Below are 17,855 nucleotides of genomic sequence, written 5' to 3' on the forward strand. Positions count from 1 at the left end.
GGATCCGGCCGGGGCGAAGAGTTGAGGGACATATGAGGCGACTACTGATCGTCGGCTGCGGCGGATCGGGCGGCGCGACGCTGGCGTACATGATGGATCAGCTGCGTTCGGAGCTGGCCGCACACGGCATCGGCCGCATCCCGGCCGGCTGGCAGTTCGTGCACCTGGACGTGCCCACCTCGCCGTCGCGCGTCGAGGGCGTGGGCTCGGTGCGTGACCAGGGCGGTGTGTACGTGGGCACCGGACCCGAGAGTGACAGCTACAAGGTCCTCGACAACGCGCTGTCACAGCGCCTGGCCGCCGGTCAGCAACTCGACACCATCGCCACCTGGGCGCCGCGCGAACCCGACACCGTGTACACGCCGCTGTCGACCGGCGCGGGCCAGTACCGGGCGCTGGGCCGGATGATCACCCTCAGCCGCGTCGGTCAGGTCCGGGAGTCGCTGCAGCGCGCCTGGGACCAGCTCTATCTGACCTCCACCGACACCGAGATGCGGTCGCTGCACATCCCGGGCGCCGGCGCGTACCGGCCCGACGATCAACCGCTCGTGCTGGTCGTGTCGTCGATGGCCGGCGGTGCCGGGGCGTCGATGGCGCTGGACATCTGCCGCGTGCTGACCCTGGTACAGGGCGTCGACCCGCGGCTGATGGCCGTGTTCATGGTGACCCCGGACATCTTCGAGACGCTGCCACCGTCGGCGGTCACCGGCACCCGCGCCAACGCGCTGGCGATGCTCGGCGAGATCGTCGCCGCCCAGACCGGCTCGGCCCGCCGTTCCGACGTCGACCTGCTGCGCGCCCTCGGCCACGAACACGGCGAGGGCGCCCGCATCCCGTTCGCCCGCGTGTTCCCCGTCGGCCGCTATGTGGGCGCCCAGCGCACCGTGTTCGGCGACGGCACCCCCGACGCGGTGTACCGCGGTCTCGGCCGCGGTCTGGCCGGGCTCACCCTGTCGGCGCCGGCGATGCAGCAGTTCGTCGAATGGGACCTCACCAACGGTGTCGGCGACCAGGGTTCGCTGGAGTACCTGGGCTGGGGCAACCGGCAGTGGAACAACATACCCTGGGGCACCTTCGGTTTCGCCAGTCTCAGCATGGGCCGCGACCGGTACGCCGAATACGCGGCCCAGCGCCTGGCGCGCAGCAGCGCCGACCGCCTCCTGCACGGACATCTGCGCCCCGGCAACACCGCCTCCGACGAGGAGCAGGTCAACGCGGCCCTGGACAACCAGTGGGACAACATCTGCCGCAACCTGGGCCTGGCCGGGGCGGGCACCACCTCGGGCACCGCGCAGTGGCTCTCGCATGTGGTGCTGCCCGCACCGCAGGTCAACCAGCATTCGTCGGCCATCGTCAACCAGACGGTCCGCCCGCGCCTGGACACCTCGCCGGGCGTCAACGGCGAGCAGTGGGCCGCTCAGGTGTACCGGGTACTGAACGAGCAGCGGGAGACGGTGAAGGGCGATGCGGCCACCGCGGCGTACGCGATCGCCTACCACTGGCAGCAACGGCTGGCGGTGGCGCTCGAACATGCCGTCACCCACGCCCTGGCCACCCTCGGATTGCCTTACGCCACCGGGCTTGTCAAACGGGTCTCGCGGATGCTGCAGGACGTGGTGATGCCCGAGGCCTACAACCTGTCGGGCTACACCCCCGCCGACGTCGTGGAGACCACGCCCGAGGTCAAACGCACCCTCGCCTCGCTGCGGGGCACCCTCGCCACCACCGGGGCCATCTCCGAGCAGGTGTTCTCCGGTCTGCAGGCCAACATCAACCAGCAGATCTACGCCGGCCTGTCGTACCAGATCTCCACCGCCGCAGGGGCATTGGTCACCGAGGTCATCGAGCCGATGATCACCGCCCTCAACGAGTCGCAGTCGCTGCTGCGGCAGGCCGCGTCCACCCCGCGCCGCGAGGCGGGCCTGGCGCACCTGCAGACCGACGAGTACGCGGCCTGGCCGTCGGACGCCGACGAGCGGGTCTCCGAACGGTTCGCCGAGGCCGACAACGAGGTGATGCTGACCCGTTCGGGAGAGTTCAAGCAGCGCTACGAGATCGACCTGCCCAGCTCTGTCGGGCTCGCCTCCGTCGACATCCAGGCCTTCCAGACGGCCGTCTCCCGGGCGTCACTGCACGTGATCACCGGCTCGTGGACCACCGTCGGCGGCACACAGTCACCGAGCGAGCTGTGCCCGGTGGTCGAACGCACCACCGCGTGGGTGTCCCGGGCGTTCCCCCGCCACCCGGAGACCGGCGACACCCTCATCGCCGCACCCACCGCCTACAAGGTGCACACCAAACCCGCCGAACTCCTCGGCCGGGCACGCGAATTCATCGGCCGCACCGGTGAGTCGTTCGACCGGTTCTGCGCGGTGTCGTTGCGCGAGTATGTGACCGGCGCCGAAAGCCGGGTCCCGGAAACCGAATTGCACGCCCGCAGACAGGATCTGCTGCTGCGCTTCGGTGAGGCCGTCGACCTGGCCCGCCCCCTGGCGAGCGTCAACGAGAACGCCATGCAGGCCATCCACGGTGTGTCGGAGATGGTGTACCGCTACAAGTTCTCGGCGGTGCCCTTCCACGGACTCGACCTCGGCGAAACCCTGGGAACCGCTCTGGCCCAACGTATCCGCGTCGACTCCAATAGTGTCGGCGCCTTCGAAGGCGCGCTCTCCGACGAACGCAACATCAAACGCATCGACATCTTCGGCTCGTACCCCAACTATTCGCCGCTCGCCTACGAGTCGGTGGTCGAACCCGCCGCCCGGCAGTGGCTCGCGGCCTCACCCGCCGAACGGTCGGCGTTCTGGACCTACCGGCGGGCCCGCCCGCTGGAGGCGAGCCTGCCGATGCACGAGACCGAACGGCGCGCGATGGTCGCCGGATGGCTGCTCGGGCGGGTCGTCGGCTTCGTCCGGACCCCCGAACCACCGTTCAGTCAGCCGGTCCGGGTGTGGGACACCGACAACCGGCAGTGGCTGTCGTTCCCGCATCCGCTGCTCACCCCGCCGTCGGAGTTCCTCGCCGAATACGACTGGCTGCCCGCGGTTCTCGAATCGGTACTGCTGGCCATCGCGCAGTCGCACCAGCCTCCGGTGATGACCTCGATGGCGCCGTACCGGGCGCTGCGCCATGTCTTCGACAGCGCGCAGGAGAACGCCACCACCGGTCCCGACGCGCGCACCCTGCTCGCCGGGCACCGCAACCTCGCCGACTGGCTGCGCACCGGCGATTCGGGCACCGGCCTGGCCTCGGTGGTCAAGGACACCGGGGAGAAGGCGGACATCGACGAGCGCGCCGAACGGGCGGGCACCTACCTGCGTGACTACGCGAACTTCGTCTCCGAACACTTCATGAAGCCCGGCGGGGGCGGCGTGTCCGGGCAGCCGCCCGCCGGCGGCGGTGGCGTGTTCTCGGTGATCGGGGTGCGCGCGCAGGCGTCCAAGACCCCGTTCTTCCGTGACCTGGCACCCGATGTGTATTGGGCCGCACACGAATTGCTCGCCCTGCTGCCGTCGGCGACGGCAGCGGCCAAGCGACCCCCGCAGCAGGAGGGCAACGCGCCGCAGCCCACCGCCCAGGGCGACGATTGGAGCGCGCCCAAGTTCGGCGCCGGATTCGACGGACCTCTCGGCGGGATGCTCTGATGACGGCGTTCACCGTGTTCATCGCGCCCGGCGGCCGCGCCGACGGCGTCCTGGCCGCGCTGACCGATCTGTCGGCGGCCGGCATCGTCGACGGGTTCGGCTGGATCGCCGACCCGGCGCCCGACGTGCCGATCGACCGGCTGACGGTGGTCGACGCCGGACTGGCCGCGGACGTGCGGCTCGACCAGTTCGTCACCACCCAGCGCATCACGGTGCTGCGGGTGTGCTCGCTGGTACCCGCCTACGACGGTGACCGTAGGCTGTCGATCCCGGCGGAGGTGGCGGTGGTGTCGGCGCTGGCCACGGCCACCGCGGCCGGTGCGGTGGTGCGTATCCGCTGCCTGCTGACCGGGCCGCAGGGCTGTGCCGCCGACCTCGACGGCTCCCTCGTCGAGGGCTGGCACAACATCATCGTCTCGCCCGAGGATTCGCGTGGCCCCGACTTCGGCCGGGTCCCCACCCCGGAGGATCCGTCGCCCGCGGCCCTCGGCCGGACCGCCGCGCCCGCGGTGGCGGGGGTGTGCGGACTGTGGTCGGGACTGGAGCACGCCCCGCTCGACGGCGCCGCCGTCCTGCCCGGACGGGTGGTACGCCTTGCCCGTTCGTATTACCGGCGGCTCGACACCGCCGCGGCCGAGGCCACCCTGCGCCGGCAGGTGCTCGCTCAGGACGGCGAGTTTCCGCTTCCCGGTGACCAGCGCACTCGCGTCGTGTACGTCGACGACGTGGGGATGGCCGCCCATTCGATGGCGAACGCGTTGTGGCGCAAGCACGGTGACGTGCTGCGCGGACCGCGGCTTCCGTACGAGACCGAGACCGTGGCCACCCTGGGCGGGTGGGCGGCGCTGAAGATGTTCTTCGGCTTCCTGTGGGCGGCGATCAAGAACGCCCCGTCGGCCTGGTACAACAAAATGGTCAGCAACGCCGCAGGCCGGATGGCCGCACAGGTGCAGCAGGCCGTCTTCTCCGAGGGCAACGCCGCCTACGAGGTGGTGGTGCGGGGCCGCCGCGCCGACGGCGGACACGCGGACTGGCGCGAGATCGGCGCCGCCTCAGGACATCTCAGTGACACCATGACGGGCCATCATCCGCAGCAGGAGGCCGCGGCCGACCTGTCCGGGGTGTGGCAGGACTATGCCCGGGCGGCGATGACGCTCGGTGACGCCGGCGACCGCAGCGGCGACCTGCCCGCCATCAGGGTGGGTGCGGCCCGGGGCATCGTGCCCCGCTCGCAGGACGCGGTGCCGGGCAGTGCCGAACGATTCGGTGACATTCCCGGAGTCGTCGCCGCGGCGGTGGGTTTCGACGGGGTCGATGCCACCGACGCGCTCGGCATCACCGATCTGCGGAATCGGCTCGGCGAACTGCAGCGTGACCGCGACCTCGGGCTCGCGGCCGGCTCGACCCTGACCGCGCTGGCGCAATGGCAGCGCGCCCACGCCCACAGCTTCGGTGCCCAGGTGGGCGATCAGCTCGCGCAGGCCTTCCACCACTGCAACCGCGAGGTGGCGCACCTGTGGGAGAAGCTGCGCAACGCGCAGCCCGCACCCGAGGCGCCGCCGAGCGACCTGCGGCTGGCCCGCTGGGTGCAGGTGACGGTCGCGGTGCTCGTGGTGCTCGCGGCGGTGGTCGGCTACCTCGGCTATAAGGAGGTCATCGGGGTGTGGACGGCCGTCGGCATCGTCGTCGGCGCGATCGTCGCGGCGCTGGTCTGCCTGGCCGTCGCCTTCGTCAACATCCAGCGCAAACTGTTCGCCCTCATCCACCAGCGCGCCTCGGTGACCAGCGAGCAGCGGATCGACCAGCAGAACCTGCAGACGGCGCTGTCGGACCTGCGCAGGCTCTCCCGCGCCTACGGGCAGTTCCTGTCGTGGAGTCGCGCCATCGGCGGTTTCCTGGCCGCACCGCTCGGCCCCGACACCCACACAGACCGGGCGCCCGTCCCCATCGCGTGGGGCCTGCCGATGGCCGCGGGCCTGGGGGCGGTGGTCCCCGACGACACCGAGACCGCGACGGCTGCCGGCTACCTGCGCCGCGACCTTTTCCACCCCGGCTGGCTCACCGATTCGTGGGACAAACTGCTCGCCGCGGGTGCGCCGCAGCAGTTCGGCTACGAGTTCGCCTCCACCTCGTCGGCGCTGTGGACCGACCCGGGCCGCGGGAGCGGCTCGGGCCTGGACCGCTGGTCGTCGGACCTGTTCGGCGGGGCACTGACCTCCACCGGCGCCGAACTGGTGTGGCAGGAGTCCCTCGGTCTGCTCGGCGGGTCGATGGCGGCACTGGCCGGGCGGTTGGTGGGCGCCGTCGCCGTCGCGGGCGGTCCCACCGTGCCGGTGGCCGACTTCCTCGGTGGGCTCGAACGCCCCGCCGCGCCCGCCGGATCGTTCCCCACCACGCTGCTCACCGACACCGCGGTCGCGGGGTCGGGGGCCCGGGTGGCCACCGACCTGCGGCACAGCTCCCGGATCGGTCTGGGTGTCGTGTGTGCGGCAACCCAATTCAGCGACGCGCTGGTGTCCGACCAGATCCGGTCCGGATCCGCTGGTGCGGCCCCCGAGACCGGCTGGGCGGCCACCGCGGCACCCGCCCCCGACGAGGGACCGCCGCCGCTGTTCAAGCCGGCCATCGGCCCGTCCGACGAGTTCCGTGCACCGGATCTCGGAAAGGGATTCGAGTTCTGAGATGACATCCGGCGTTCCCGACGGCAATCTCGACGTTCTTCTCCGGTGGTCGCGCACCGCCGCCGACCAGGGTCTGGCGGTGCCCGCCTCGGCGCGGCTGGTGGAGATCTCCCGCAGTCCCGCCAACTGGTGGGCGACCACCACCGATCGGGTGGAACTGGCCTGGCGCCCCACCGTCGACCACCTGTTCCACCAGGTGCGTCTCGGGGTGGTGCCCGCGGCCGCCGTCGAATTCCTTCCCGACGCGCTGCGCACCCCGCCGGGCGTGCCGCGGGCCCCGGTCACCGCACCCGTGCGCGCCGCCCGGCCGGAGCCGGCGCCGGGTCCGGAGCGACCGGCCGAGACCCCCACGCGGGAGACCCCGACGGCCGAGCTGCCGGCTGATCCCGAACCGCCTGCCCCCGAACCGGTTCCGGACCGGGCGACGCTGATCTTCCAGGCGCTCATCGAGTGGCGGTCCGCGCAGATCGCCGCCGGTGTGGACGGTGCGGAGGCGATCAAGGACATCACCCTGCGCAACCTGGTCAAGTACAACCAGACCGGCGAGGACGTGATCCGGGTGAAACTGCCCGGCCAGGCCAAGGGTCTCGCCTCCGACATCGCGGCGGTGTTCGCCCGCTTCGGCGAGAACACCCGAGTTCAGGATGTCGCGGCCCGGCAAGCCCCAGTCCAGAAGGCGCCGGTCCAGAAGACGCCGGCGCAGGAGGCTCCGGTACCGGTGACCCCGGCCGGGCAGATCCCGGCCGCACCGCCGACACCGCCGGTACCGGCACCGAAGGCCCCCGAGAGGGCCGCCCCGCAACCGGGCGCGACCTTGAACCTGACGCACGCGGACTTCTGCGACTACGACTACCCGGAGACCGACGTCGAACCGGGCCGCATCACCCTCACCCCGGACGCCGACGGTGTCGCGCTGTCGTGGGATCCGTGGCCGGCGGCGCACGGCGAGGTGGTGGTGTACCGGGTGGTGTCGGCCGACGGTTCCGGGGCCACGCCGCCGTCGATCTACCGGCCAGAGGCCGGTGAGCTCCTCGCCGCCACCACGGCGACGAGTATCGCCGACGGCCGGTTCCTCAGTTCGGCCGTCCGGCTGTTCGAGGTGTGGTGTCATGTCGGCCCCGACGTGGCGTCGGCGTGCGCGCGCCAGCCGGTCCGCTGGGCGGTCGGTCACGAGGTCAGCCCCGTCGACTCGATGACGCTCACCGAGGACGGCGGCCGGATCATCGGCCGGTGGACGGTGTTCCCGGGAACCCGTGCGGTGCAGGTATTCCGGATCCCGCTCGACGGCGCCGGACCGGCCACCGGCAATCCGCGCAACCAGATCTGCGTCGGTCAGCCCAACCTGACGGGCTTCGTCGACGCCGACGCCGCGCGTGGCCGCCGGTTCCTGTACCGGGCGGTCGCCGAGGTCGATCTGGCCGGCACGGTGCGGCTGTCGCGGCCCCGGCAGCTGGAAATCCTTGTCCCGGTGGAGCTCACCCCCATCGCCGATCTGCACGTGGAGATGGGTGAGGACCGCAGTACCTTTGGATTGCAGTGGACCACACCGGATTCGGGGCAGAGTGTACGGATCTACCGCTTCCCGGCCGAACCCACCGCCGGCCTGGACAGCGAGGACCGCGACGAATCGGTCATCGTCGCGGAGGGATTCACCGACGAGAACCTGATCAAGGATCCGATCGTCGCGCTCGACCCGGTCCGTTCGCAGATGATCGGGGTCATCTGGCCGCCCAACTGGGAACGCGCCTACATCACCCCGGTCACGGTGTCCGGGGACCGGGTGCGGGTGGGCACCACCAGGGTGCACACCAGACCCCTTGCGGCGGTGGTTGAACCGCGGATCATCGAGCGGTATCACACCCAGCTCGCCACGTTCGGCTGGCCCGCGGGAGCCGCTGCCGTGCAGGCCTTCGTCGGCTCGATGTCGCTGTCGCCGGAGCAGGTGTGCGCGCAGCATCCCGCCGCGGAGATCACCAAGCAGGTGCACGAGCGTGACGGTGCGCTCACCTTCCGGCCGCGGCTGCTGCACTGGTCCGGATGTCAGGTATGCCTTGTGCCGGTGGCCTATTCGCGGGGCGAGACGATCCGCGGTGAGATCACCTCGCTGGCCTATCCGGGTCTGGAACGGTTGCGCTACTGGTTCGAGGCGGTGGCGCCCGGATCGTACCGGGTGCGGCTGTTCCTGCAGGCGGAGAACGACATCCAGGATCCACCCCCGCTGGTCCTGGTACGCAATGAGGCGCGGCTTCCGCTCGAACCGCATGACGGGCAACCGGTCCTGTTCGACTCGGCGGCCGGATCGGTGCCGCACTGCCGGATCGACGGCATGCTCAAGGCAGGCCGCGCCGTCGCCACCGAGTGGACCTTCGACACGAGCAGGCTGCGTGGCTACCTGCGGGTGTTCGCCACCGACACCCGCCGCACCCGTGCCGTCGCGATCTTCGATCCCCCGATGCGGTACCTGTTCATCCCGGACCGCGCACCGGAGCCGCGCCCGGCACCGGAGATGCCGAGGTAGCGCCGCCATGGACCTGACGAAATCCCCGGCCGCCACCTCGCCCGCCGCGAGCAGGGTTACGGGCACCACACCGAAGGCTCCCGCCGCGCTGACCTACACCAGTTTCGACGACGGCACCGGCCCCGGCGGCTGGCAGATCAAACAGGTCGCCGGGCAGCTGTCCCAGGCCGAGCAGGACGGGCTGGTCAAACGCATCGCCACCGCCTTCGACCTCGAGCCGCGGCTGCCGCAGTTCCCCGGTAAGACCCAGATCGCGGGCCGCCCAAGGCGATTGAGCTATCTGTGTGTCGACGACGGGGCGGGCGCCTACTGGCACACCGTCGACGCGGGCCGCGACGCCTCGGGCCGGCCCGGCAACGTGTTCGCGCATGTGGCGGTCGATCGCCGTCCGCTCGCCGCCCGCGCCGACCGGCCGATCGTCCGCTGGGGTTCGGCGGATTGGCTTGTCCCGTTCGGGCCCGCGAACGTCGCCGCGGCCACCCTGCCCGGTCCGGAGCTGCCGCGGCCCAACCCCGGCATCAACGTGGTCTCGGCGGTCGAGTTCCTGCTCGGCCGTGACATCGACCGGCAGGGAGTGTTCCGGGTACTGCTCGACGCCGTCGTGCACGCGATCTCGGGCGGGCCCCCGGTGGTGCTGCTGACCGGCGAGCACGACGTGTCGGCGCAGTGGATCGCGGCGGTGAGTTTCTTTCTGCCGCTTCAGGTGGCGCAGGGATTCTCGTGGACCACCCACGACCGCCCCGACTACGCCGAACTCGACATCAGCCGCGGGATGCACCTGATCGCGATGCCCCGGGACGCCGCGCCGGAACCGGGCCGCCCGGCCGCGGCGCTGGTGATCGACGACGCCGAGGTGCCCGACCTCGGTGACCTCGGCGGGGCGCACCGGGTGACCCGTGGGCAGGTGCCCGCCGGGTTGCTGTCGGCGCTCGCCGAAGGGGTGCTGGCCGACGAGGAGACCGCGATCCGGGTGCTCGCGCGCTGCGAACAGGTCGCCGAGGAGTTCGCCGACGACACCTTGACCCCGTTGTGGCCGTTGGCGATCGCCGTCGAGGAGGACCCGGGCCTGGCCGAGTTCCACGCCGACGCCCTCAAGGCCATCGCCGACGAGGCGCCCGAGGGCGTGGACGGGGTGCCGTGGGCGGCGCAGCGCGTCGGCAAGGCGCGCAAGGTGTATCCGCTGACGGCCGATCAGCTGCTGTCGAGGTTCATCGCCGCACACTCCGGGGGTGGGCCGGTGGAGACGCTCGGCACCCAGTTCCTGGCGGCGGCGGTGGCCGATCCGCGGTGGGTGAGCTGGGGGCCGGTGGGTTCGGTGCCGCGGGCGGCGGTCGCCGAACTGACCGCGCTGCGCCCCGTGCTCGACGAACGCATCGCCGCCCTCGTCGCGCGGCGGGGCACCGACGAACCGGCGGGCCTGCTGATCGAGGGGCTGCGGCTGGCCGAGCTGATCGATCGGGTGGCCCGGCGTGGAGACGAATTCACCAGGATCACAGGCGAACTCGCGTCCGCATTGGATTCCGGGGGGCTGGCCGGTTTTTTCTGGGAGCCACCGGAACGCTGGCCGGGGAACTTCACCCCGCAGCTCATCGGCCCCGACGTGCGGGCCCGCTACCTGCGCCCGATCCTGTCCCGGTACCGGCCCGACTACCTGCGGCTGATCCGGTTCACCGGCTGGTCCTGGATCTTCGAGGACACGCCCAGCGCGCAAGGTGGTGCCGCGCAGGCGATCCCGATTCCCGCCAATCCCACCGACGCCGACGCCTACCTGTATCCGTTCGCCGTCGCGCAGGTGCTCGGCGCCGCGGAGGCCGCGCACACCGATCGCTCCATTCGGCGTGAATGGGCCACGGCGGCAATCGAATTCGCGATCTCATCGGACGGCTACAGCGATGAGGACTGCCGTGCCGTGATCTCCTCGATCGTCGACATCGAATGTCCCGACGTGGAGGATCTGCTCGACTGGTCCAGTCGCGAACCGGCCCGCACCGGCCCGGCGCTGCTGCGGGCCCCGGTACTCACCGGTCCGGTGGATCACCGGCTGTTCGCACAGGTCATCGCCGGTGACCGGGGACGCGGCCGCGATGCCGGGATGACCGACGGGACGGTCGCGGCCGCGGTGCTGCGCCACTGGCGTGACAACCCGAACGCGGCACCCCTGACCCGGGCCGAACTGCTTGCGGCGGTAGCGGTCTGCGTGCGCGAGGACGTCACGTCGGTGCCACGGTGCGCCCCCGACCTGGCGCAGACGATCTGCGCCGGATACGTGGTCGGGCAGCTCGCCGGTGAGTCGTGGGCCCCGCCGTCGGGAACGGCCGGCGACCCGGCCGCCACGCCGCTGCTGGGGGCGCTCACCCCGATCCGCAGGTACGTCTGGCAGTTCCTCAAGTACCTGAGCCAGCTTGGCATCGTCGACACGAATTGGCTGGTGGCGCAGGCGGTGCTGTCCCGCGTCGACGGAGAACCCCCGGTGCGCACCCTGATGGATGTGCACGACCCGTCAACCTGGTCGGACCGGATTCTGAGTTCTCTCACCGCCGACGGATATCCGCTTCCCGGTTCGGAGACCGAGGTGCGGGACGCGGTCTGGCCGGCCCTCGCCCGCGGGGACGCCGCACGGGCGGAACGGTTCTTCGGCGAGTATCCGGGCGTCGCCAAGGACTGGCTCAAGAAGATACGGGTCGCATCACAGAACAGGAAGGACCCACGCTGATGGCCACTTTTGTACTCGACGGCAAGGCCTCGGCGGAGCTGCCGCGCAGGCCGATCGCCGTCTCGCTGACTGTCGCCGGACCCGCCGGCGGCGCACGGCTGCTGGCCGAGGGCCGCGGCGGACGTCAGGTCCGGGTGGTCCAGCACACCGGCAGCCTGCTGATCCTGCCGCGCGTCGACGAGGAGACCACCGTCTCCGCCGTGCCCGACGGCCGCGACCGCTTCGGGCAGGGGACCGTCCTGCACGTGACCCTCGGCCCGGACGATCCTTCCGACCTGGGCGCCGACGTCATCCAGCTGACCCCGCGCGACGTGTCGGGGCTGAGCTTCATCGAACTGGCCACCCTCGTGCCCGTCGACGCCGGCACCGTCGGCGTGACCACGAAACTCGCCGTGCCCGACGCCCCGCTGCCGCCGGTCGCGGCGCACGCGCGGGTCGCATGCCGGGGGGTGCTGCACCGCGACCAGGTGGACGAGGCCGACCGGGTGCGTGTCGGCTGCGTCGTCGACACGTCGGTGTCGATGGCGCCGCTGTTCGCCTCCGGCACGGTCGCCGCCGCCGGTGACATCGTGGCCGGGCTCGCCGCGGTGCTCTCCGGTGGGGAAGACGTCGAGCTGGCCGCGCCGGGACCGTCGGGTGCCGACCGGGCAGCGTACAGCGCAAGCGAACTCGGCGATCACCTCCGGCAATCCCCGGTCGCGGGGTTCGGCTACGCGGTGGACCTGAACCCGGCTGTCGGCCCGCACGACCGTGTCGTCGGAGGAGTTGCCGTCGGGCCGTCGCTGACGGTGGTGATCACCGACGGCCGCGGCGTGGTGGAATTCGCCGAAGGGGTTGTCGCGCTGGTGCTCTCACACTCGGCGTCGGTGTCCTCCGGGCCCGGGTTCGCCGGTGCCGTCTGCCCGCTTCCGCCGCCTGGCGTGGGTGGCCGCGACTTCCTGGCCGGGCAGCCGCAACTCGTCTCGCGGGTGGTCGCCGACCTCCTGGCCGCCTCCGGACGGGCCGGGGCGGGCCTCGCGGGGGCCGCCCGATGACCAAGTGCCCGCGCTGCTTCCACGACCTGCCCGACGACGAGTTCGCCTGGTACGACAGTGCCGACACCCGCGTCGAACTCAACCAGGTGGCCTCCCGGTACGCCGGTGGCGATGTGCACACCCGATCGGTGCACACCGTGCTGCGCCCGCCGGACGCCGACCACACGTGGTCGCCGGTGCCCGAGGATGTCGCCCACCACGTCGAGGTATGCCCGCTCTGCCACTACGACCTGCCCGGCAACTGGCGCTGGGGGGATGCCACCTGCATCGCGATGGCCGGGGCGCGCTACACCGGCAAGACCGTGTACATCGCGGTCCTGATCAAACAGCTCAAGAAGTTCCTGGAGGCCGCCGACACCGAGGTCACCCCCGCCGACATGGTGACCGAGCGCACCTACGCCGCCAACTACGAGCGGCCGCTGTTCGAGCAGCGCGGTATTGCCGCGGCCACCCCGGCAGCGGCCGTCGCCGCCCATCAGCCGCCGCTCATCTTCAACATCGGATTCTGGGGCGAGAGGCAGCATTTCCTCGTCATCCGCGACGTGGCGGGCGAGGATCTGGAGAACGCGGAGACGAGCGGGCCGTCGTGGGAGTTCTTCGGCCTGGCGCACGCCGTGCTGTTCCTGTTCGACCCGCTGCGGGTCCGCGACATCTCCGATCAGCTCCTCGACCTGGTGCCGCCCACCAATCTCATCGGCGGCGACCCTGGCGACGTGCTGCGCAAAGTGATGTCGCTGATCGGTCGCGGCAACCCGCGTATCGGCCTCGTGTTGTCCAAATTTGATGCGCTGCAAGCACTGTCGCGGGTGGAGCAGAGTTCTTGGGGGCGGGTGATGGCCAACCCGGGCGCGGCGTTCAACCGCGATCCCGGACTTGTCGCCGCCGAGTACGACGAGGACGACGGCACCTTGCTGCACTGTGAGGTGGTGAGCCTGCTGCAACGCCTGCACGCCGGCCCGATGCTGCGGACCCTGCGCAACCCGGTCACCGGCCAGTACTACGAGAACCGGTTCTTCGCGGTGTCGGCGCTCGGGATGCCGCCGGTGGGGGAGAAGCTGCACCGCAGCGGCATCTCACCGTTCCGCTGCCTGGACCCGATCCGCTGGGTGCTGGCCGAGCGCGGGGTATCGCAGACATGAACGACAGGCCGGGGAAGGCGAACGCATGGCGATAGATATGACCAGGAACCGGACGAAGAAGGCCGGTGGCGGACACGCAAGGGTCACTGTCACCGTCGTGGTCAACGAGACCGCCTCGCTCGGATACGACATCGACATGTCGGGTTATGCGCTTGACCGTGCGGGCACCGTCCTCTCAGACAAGCACTTCGTCTACTTCAACAACGTCACCACTCCCGACGGTACGGTCAGCTATCGCAAACAGGGGCCCGAGCAGACGCTGGTGATCGACCTCGCCACGATCGACCCCGAGGTCGCTCAGGTCGCGGTCGCGGTCACCGTATATGGCGCCGCGGTGGGTTTCGGCCGGGTTCCGGGGGCGCGGATCACCGTGCGTCGGGACGGAGACGTGGTCGCCGACTACGACCTCACCGCAGGACTGCCCAACACCAGCTCGGTGGTCTATGGGCGGCTCGCACGGGAATCGGGTGCGTGGAAGTTCTGGGCGGAGGGCACCGCGTACCCCGACCTCGTCGCCACCGTCTCCAGCTTCGGCGTCACCACCTCCTGACCTCGCCAGGCCTGGGACGACAAATCCCGCCCGGATAACCACCCGGGCGGGATTTGCGCGATCAGAGGGGTCAGGCTGCCGTGAGTTCCTTGGCCTGCTCGTTGCGACGGCGGATGATGCTGGACACCAGCGCCGCGCCGATGAGCACCACGCCGATGAGGCCGGTGACGACCTCGGGCACGTGGGTGCCGATGGAGTACAGCAAGATCAGCGCCAGCGCACCGATCGCCCAGTGCGCGCCGTGTTCGAGGTACACGTACTCCGACAGGGTGCCCTGGCGGACCAGGTACACCGTCAGCGAACGCACGAACATGGCTCCGATGAGGCCGAGGCCCAGGGCGATGATGATCGGGTCGGCGGTGATGGCGAACGCGCCGATCACACCGTCGAACGAGAACGACGCGTCGAGCACCTCAAGGTAGAGGAACAGGAAGAAGCCCGCCTTGCCTGCCGCCTTGGCCAGGTCACTCGGACCGGTGCGGCCGTTGCCGGCCGTCTCGGCACCTTCTTCGGCCTCGTCGTCCTGTTCGAACTCCTCGGTGTGGAACAGTTCACCGAGGCCGTTGACGACGATGTAGGTGATCAGGCCGAGGGCACCGGCCACCATGACGGTGGCGCGCTTGTCGTCGGGCGCGATCCACTCGGCGGTGATGACCAGCAGACCGATCGCGATGACCACCTCGAGCTGGTCGAGCTTACCGATCCGCTCCAGCGGACGTTCGATCCAGCTGAGCCAGGTGAGCTCTTTCTCCTCCAGCACGAAGCCGAGGAACAGCATCAGCAGGAACATGCCGCCGAACGCCGCGATCTGCGGGTGCGCGTCGGTGATGATCGTCTCGTAGCTCGGCGAGCCGTCGGCGAAGTGCTCGGCGCCGTTTGCCGGCGGGTTGAGGGCCAGGTCGAGGGCGTCGACGGGGTTGAGTCCGGCGGTGAGCCACACGATGGCCAGCGGGAACACCAGGCGCATGCCGAACACGGCGATGAGCACGCCGACGGTGAGGAAGATCTTTTGCCAGAACTCGCTCATCCGCCGCAGCACGGTGGCGTTGATGACGGCGTTGTCGAAGGACAGGCTGACCTCGAGGATGCCGAGGATCAGGGTGAGGAGAACAGCCTCTGTTCCGCCGTAGAAGAACGCGACGACCAGCGAGATGATCGTGATGACGAAGGAGAGACCGAATATTCGGAGAACCACGAGAGTTCGGGGTGCCTTTCATGCGGGCAGTGGAGATGCGCGGGCAGATGAATTGTCCGCAACGCTGCGGAGTCGGGGTCCGACTGGGCAGAACCCGCAGGTGTGCCCGGGCCGGTCGTGACCGGTCCCGGGCACACCTCGATGTGGTGGATCAGACGTTGACGCCGAAGTCCTGGGCGATGCCGCGCAGGCCGGAGGCGTAGCCCTGGCCGATGGCGCGGAACTTCCAGTCGGCGCCGTGACGGTACAGCTCACCGAAGACCATCGCGGTCTCGGTGGAGGCGTCCTCGCTCAGGTCGTAGCGCGCGATCTCCTGGCCGTTGGCCTGGTTGAGGACGCGGATGTAGGCGTTGCGGACCTGACCGAACGACTGTGCGCGGGTCTCGGCGTCGTAGATCGACACCGGGAACACGATGGAGTCGATGGTCGGGGGCGTGCCCGCGAGGTCGACGTTGATGACCTCGTCGTCGCCGTCGCCGCTGCCGGTGGTGTTGTCGCCGAGGTGCTCGATGCTGCCCTCGGGCGAACGCAGGTTGTTGAAGAACACGAAGTGCTGGTCGGACAATGTCTTCTTGTCGGCGCCCAGCGCGATGGCGCTGGCGTCGAGGTCGAAGTCGGTGCCGGTGGTGGTCCGGACATCCCAGCCGAGGCCGACCGAGACCGCGGTGAGGCCGGGGGCCTCCTTGCTCAGCGAGACATTTCCGCCCTTGCTCAGGCTCACGCCCATTGTGAATAGCCCTTCCGTTGGTGAGATGTGCCGGCAGCGGGGTGTGCCGGCGTCTGTGGTGCTGACGTCTGTCGTGCCGACAAACAACACCCGCCACTCTATGCGAACCGGGATAAGCCGGACATCGGCGAACCGGATGACACCTGTTCCGGTTACCGTGCCTGTAACAATTCCCGCGCCATCGACGGTACAGAGTCCGATGCCGTGTCGGCATGGAGAACAACGAGAACGGGTGGTCGATGCCGTCAGGATTACCGGGTGCGGGATGGTTTGCCGACCCGGCGGGCAGTGGACGGATGCGCTGGTGGGACGGGTCGTCGTGGACCGATCGTTTCGCGGGGGAGGACGGGCTGTCGCCGTTCGCGCCGCCGGCCCCTCCCGCCGGTGGGCCGGGCGGGCCGCGGCGCCGGTCCCGGAAGTGGGCGTGGCCGGCCGGGGTGGGTGCGGCGATCGGCGGGCTGCTCGTCGTCGCGGGCCTTGTCGGCTCGCCGGATGACGATCCGGACCGGACGGTTGCCGCGACCTCGATCCCGGAGGGACCATCCGTCTCGCCCGGTTCGTCCAGTCCGCACCGGTCATCGACCACATCGGCCTCCGCTGTCGCCTCGACCACCCGGATGAGCAGCCGGGATGCGACGATCGCGCTGGGCAGGCTCGATGACCTCGACGTCAAGGGCCGCGCTCCCAAGACCGGGTACAGCCGCGATGAGTTCGGCGACCGCTGGTCCGACGACGTCGATGTCGACGGCGGCCACAACGGCTGCGACACCCGCAACGACATGCTGGGGAGCCTCGACGGGGTCACGTTCAAGCCCGGCACCCGCGACTGTGTGGTGCTGACCGGCACGCTGCACGATCCGTACACCGGCCGCGACATCGAGTTCGCGCGCGGCGAGAAGACCTCGACGGCTGTGCAGATCGATCACATCGTGGCCCTGTCGGACGCCTGGCAGAAGGGCGCGCAGCAGCTCACCGCCGACGACCGCCGCAACCTCGCCAATGATCCGGTGAATCTGCAGCCCACCGACGGGCCGACCAATTCCCGCAAGAGCGACGGTGACGCCGCGACCTGGCTGCCGCCGAGCCGTTCGTACCGGTGCACCTATGTCTCGCGGCAGATCGACGTCAAGACCAAGTACCGGTTGTGGGTGACCGCGGCCGAGAAGACGGCGATGCGACGGGTCCTCGGGACGTGCGGGGCGACGGCGCCAGAATCCGATACCCCAGAATCCGATACCCCTGAGTCTGATGTCCCGGGCGACCGCACCGGGACCACCGACCGCACCGTGGTTCCCGACCGGAGCACGGCCACCAGAACCCCGCGGCGGGTGCTGGAGACCCCCACCGAGACCGTGGTGCCCGAGACCACCGACGAGGTGACCGAGGTCCCGGAGACGTCCGAGGACACCGTCGACACGACCGAGGACACGGGCGGCAGCGTCTACTACGCGAACTGTTCACAGGTACGGGCGGCGGGCGCCGCACCGATCCATGCAGGTGATCCGGGCTATTCGCGCAAATTGGACCGTGACGGCGACGGGGTGGCCTGCGAGTAGTCCGTTCAGACCATACGAATCGGATCGGCCGTATGATGTGGCTCCGATAACTGCTATGGTCCTCCCGAATATGTGATATCGCATGTTCTCTTGCGGGA

Annotated in this window: 10 protein-coding genes; 8 read left to right on the forward strand and 2 right to left on the reverse strand. The window is 70.2% G+C overall.

Features of this window, described 5'->3' with window-relative positions:
* Positions 1 to 32: 32 nt before the first annotated feature.
* Genes GOAMR_RS19425 through GOAMR_RS19455 form a run of 7 tightly spaced genes read left to right on the forward strand, consistent with a single transcriptional unit; the run spans position 33 to position 14,279 of the window.
* Positions 33 to 3,644, forward strand: coding sequence for a tubulin-like doman-containing protein (locus tag GOAMR_RS19425; protein ID WP_005191930.1), 3,612 nt, complete (start codon positions 33 to 35; stop codon positions 3,642 to 3,644).
* Positions 3,644 to 6,325, forward strand: a complete 2,682-nt coding sequence (locus tag GOAMR_RS19430) for a hypothetical protein (protein WP_005191933.1) — start codon at positions 3,644 to 3,646, stop codon at positions 6,323 to 6,325. The genes GOAMR_RS19425 and GOAMR_RS19430 overlap by 1 nt, the downstream gene beginning before the upstream one ends.
* Position 6,326: 1 nt before the next feature.
* On the forward strand, positions 6,327 to 8,843 hold the full coding sequence (locus tag GOAMR_RS19435) for a SaeA-related protein (protein WP_050942814.1): 2,517 nt from the start codon (positions 6,327 to 6,329) through the stop codon (positions 8,841 to 8,843).
* Positions 8,844 to 8,850: 7 nt separating this feature from the next.
* Positions 8,851 to 11,556: a GAP1-N2 domain-containing protein gene (locus tag GOAMR_RS23820; RefSeq protein ID WP_005191940.1), complete on the forward strand. Its 2,706-nt coding sequence runs from the start codon at positions 8,851 to 8,853 to the stop codon at positions 11,554 to 11,556.
* Positions 11,556 to 12,590: a vWA domain-containing protein gene (locus GOAMR_RS23825; protein WP_005191942.1), complete on the forward strand. Its 1,035-nt coding sequence runs from the start codon at positions 11,556 to 11,558 to the stop codon at positions 12,588 to 12,590. The genes GOAMR_RS23820 and GOAMR_RS23825 overlap by 1 nt, the downstream gene beginning before the upstream one ends.
* Entirely contained in the window at positions 12,587 to 13,729 is a 1,143-nt protein-coding gene (locus GOAMR_RS19450; protein WP_005191945.1) for a hypothetical protein, read from the forward strand. The genes GOAMR_RS23825 and GOAMR_RS19450 overlap by 4 nt, the downstream gene beginning before the upstream one ends.
* 37 nt (positions 13,730 to 13,766) lie before the next feature.
* On the forward strand, positions 13,767 to 14,279 hold the full coding sequence (locus GOAMR_RS19455; RefSeq protein ID WP_040515868.1) for a TerD family protein: 513 nt from the start codon (positions 13,767 to 13,769) through the stop codon (positions 14,277 to 14,279).
* Between the two features lie 70 nt (positions 14,280 to 14,349).
* On the opposite strand, the gene GOAMR_RS19460 is transcribed toward GOAMR_RS19455, so the two are convergent.
* Both GOAMR_RS19460 and GOAMR_RS19465 read right to left on the reverse strand, forming a co-directional pair.
* Entirely contained in the window at positions 14,350 to 15,474 is a 1,125-nt protein-coding gene (locus GOAMR_RS19460) for a DUF475 domain-containing protein (protein WP_005191949.1), read from the reverse strand.
* Positions 15,475 to 15,625: 151 nt separating this feature from the next.
* On the reverse strand, positions 15,626 to 16,201 hold the full coding sequence (locus tag GOAMR_RS19465) for a TerD family protein (RefSeq protein ID WP_005191950.1): 576 nt from the start codon (positions 16,199 to 16,201) through the stop codon (positions 15,626 to 15,628).
* A 212-nt stretch (positions 16,202 to 16,413) separates the two neighbouring features.
* On the opposite strand from GOAMR_RS19465, the gene GOAMR_RS19470 reads away from it, so the two are divergent.
* Complete coding sequence (locus GOAMR_RS19470; protein WP_083837029.1) at positions 16,414 to 17,757, forward strand: GmrSD restriction endonuclease domain-containing protein; 1,344 nt, start codon at positions 16,414 to 16,416, stop codon at positions 17,755 to 17,757.
* Positions 17,758 to 17,855: the final 98 nt, after the last annotated feature.

It is taken from the genome of Gordonia amarae NBRC 15530 (assembly GCF_000241345.1).
Taxonomy (GTDB): Bacteria; Actinomycetota; Actinomycetes; order Mycobacteriales; family Mycobacteriaceae; genus Gordonia; species Gordonia amarae.

Excerpts from the sequence above, each read along its gene's own strand:
- GOAMR_RS19425 (WP_005191930.1), top strand. The coding sequence starts at position 33 with ATGAGGCGACTACTGATCGTCGGCTGCGGCGGATCGGGCGGCGCGACG.
- GOAMR_RS19430 (WP_005191933.1), top strand. The coding sequence starts at position 3,644 with ATGACGGCGTTCACCGTGTTCATCGCGCCCGGCGGCCGCGCCGACGGC.
- GOAMR_RS19435 (WP_050942814.1), top strand. The coding sequence starts at position 6,327 with ATGACATCCGGCGTTCCCGACGGCAATCTCGACGTTCTTCTCCGGTGG.
- GOAMR_RS23820 (WP_005191940.1), top strand. The coding sequence starts at position 8,851 with ATGGACCTGACGAAATCCCCGGCCGCCACCTCGCCCGCCGCGAGCAGG.
- GOAMR_RS23825 (WP_005191942.1), top strand. The coding sequence starts at position 11,556 with ATGGCCACTTTTGTACTCGACGGCAAGGCCTCGGCGGAGCTGCCGCGC.
- GOAMR_RS19450 (WP_005191945.1), top strand. The coding sequence starts at position 12,587 with ATGACCAAGTGCCCGCGCTGCTTCCACGACCTGCCCGACGACGAGTTC.
- GOAMR_RS19455 (WP_040515868.1), top strand. The coding sequence starts at position 13,767 with ATGACCAGGAACCGGACGAAGAAGGCCGGTGGCGGACACGCAAGGGTC.
- GOAMR_RS19465 (WP_005191950.1), bottom strand. The coding sequence starts at position 16,201 with ATGGGCGTGAGCCTGAGCAAGGGCGGAAATGTCTCGCTGAGCAAGGAG.
- GOAMR_RS19470 (WP_083837029.1), top strand. The coding sequence starts at position 16,414 with ATGGAGAACAACGAGAACGGGTGGTCGATGCCGTCAGGATTACCGGGT.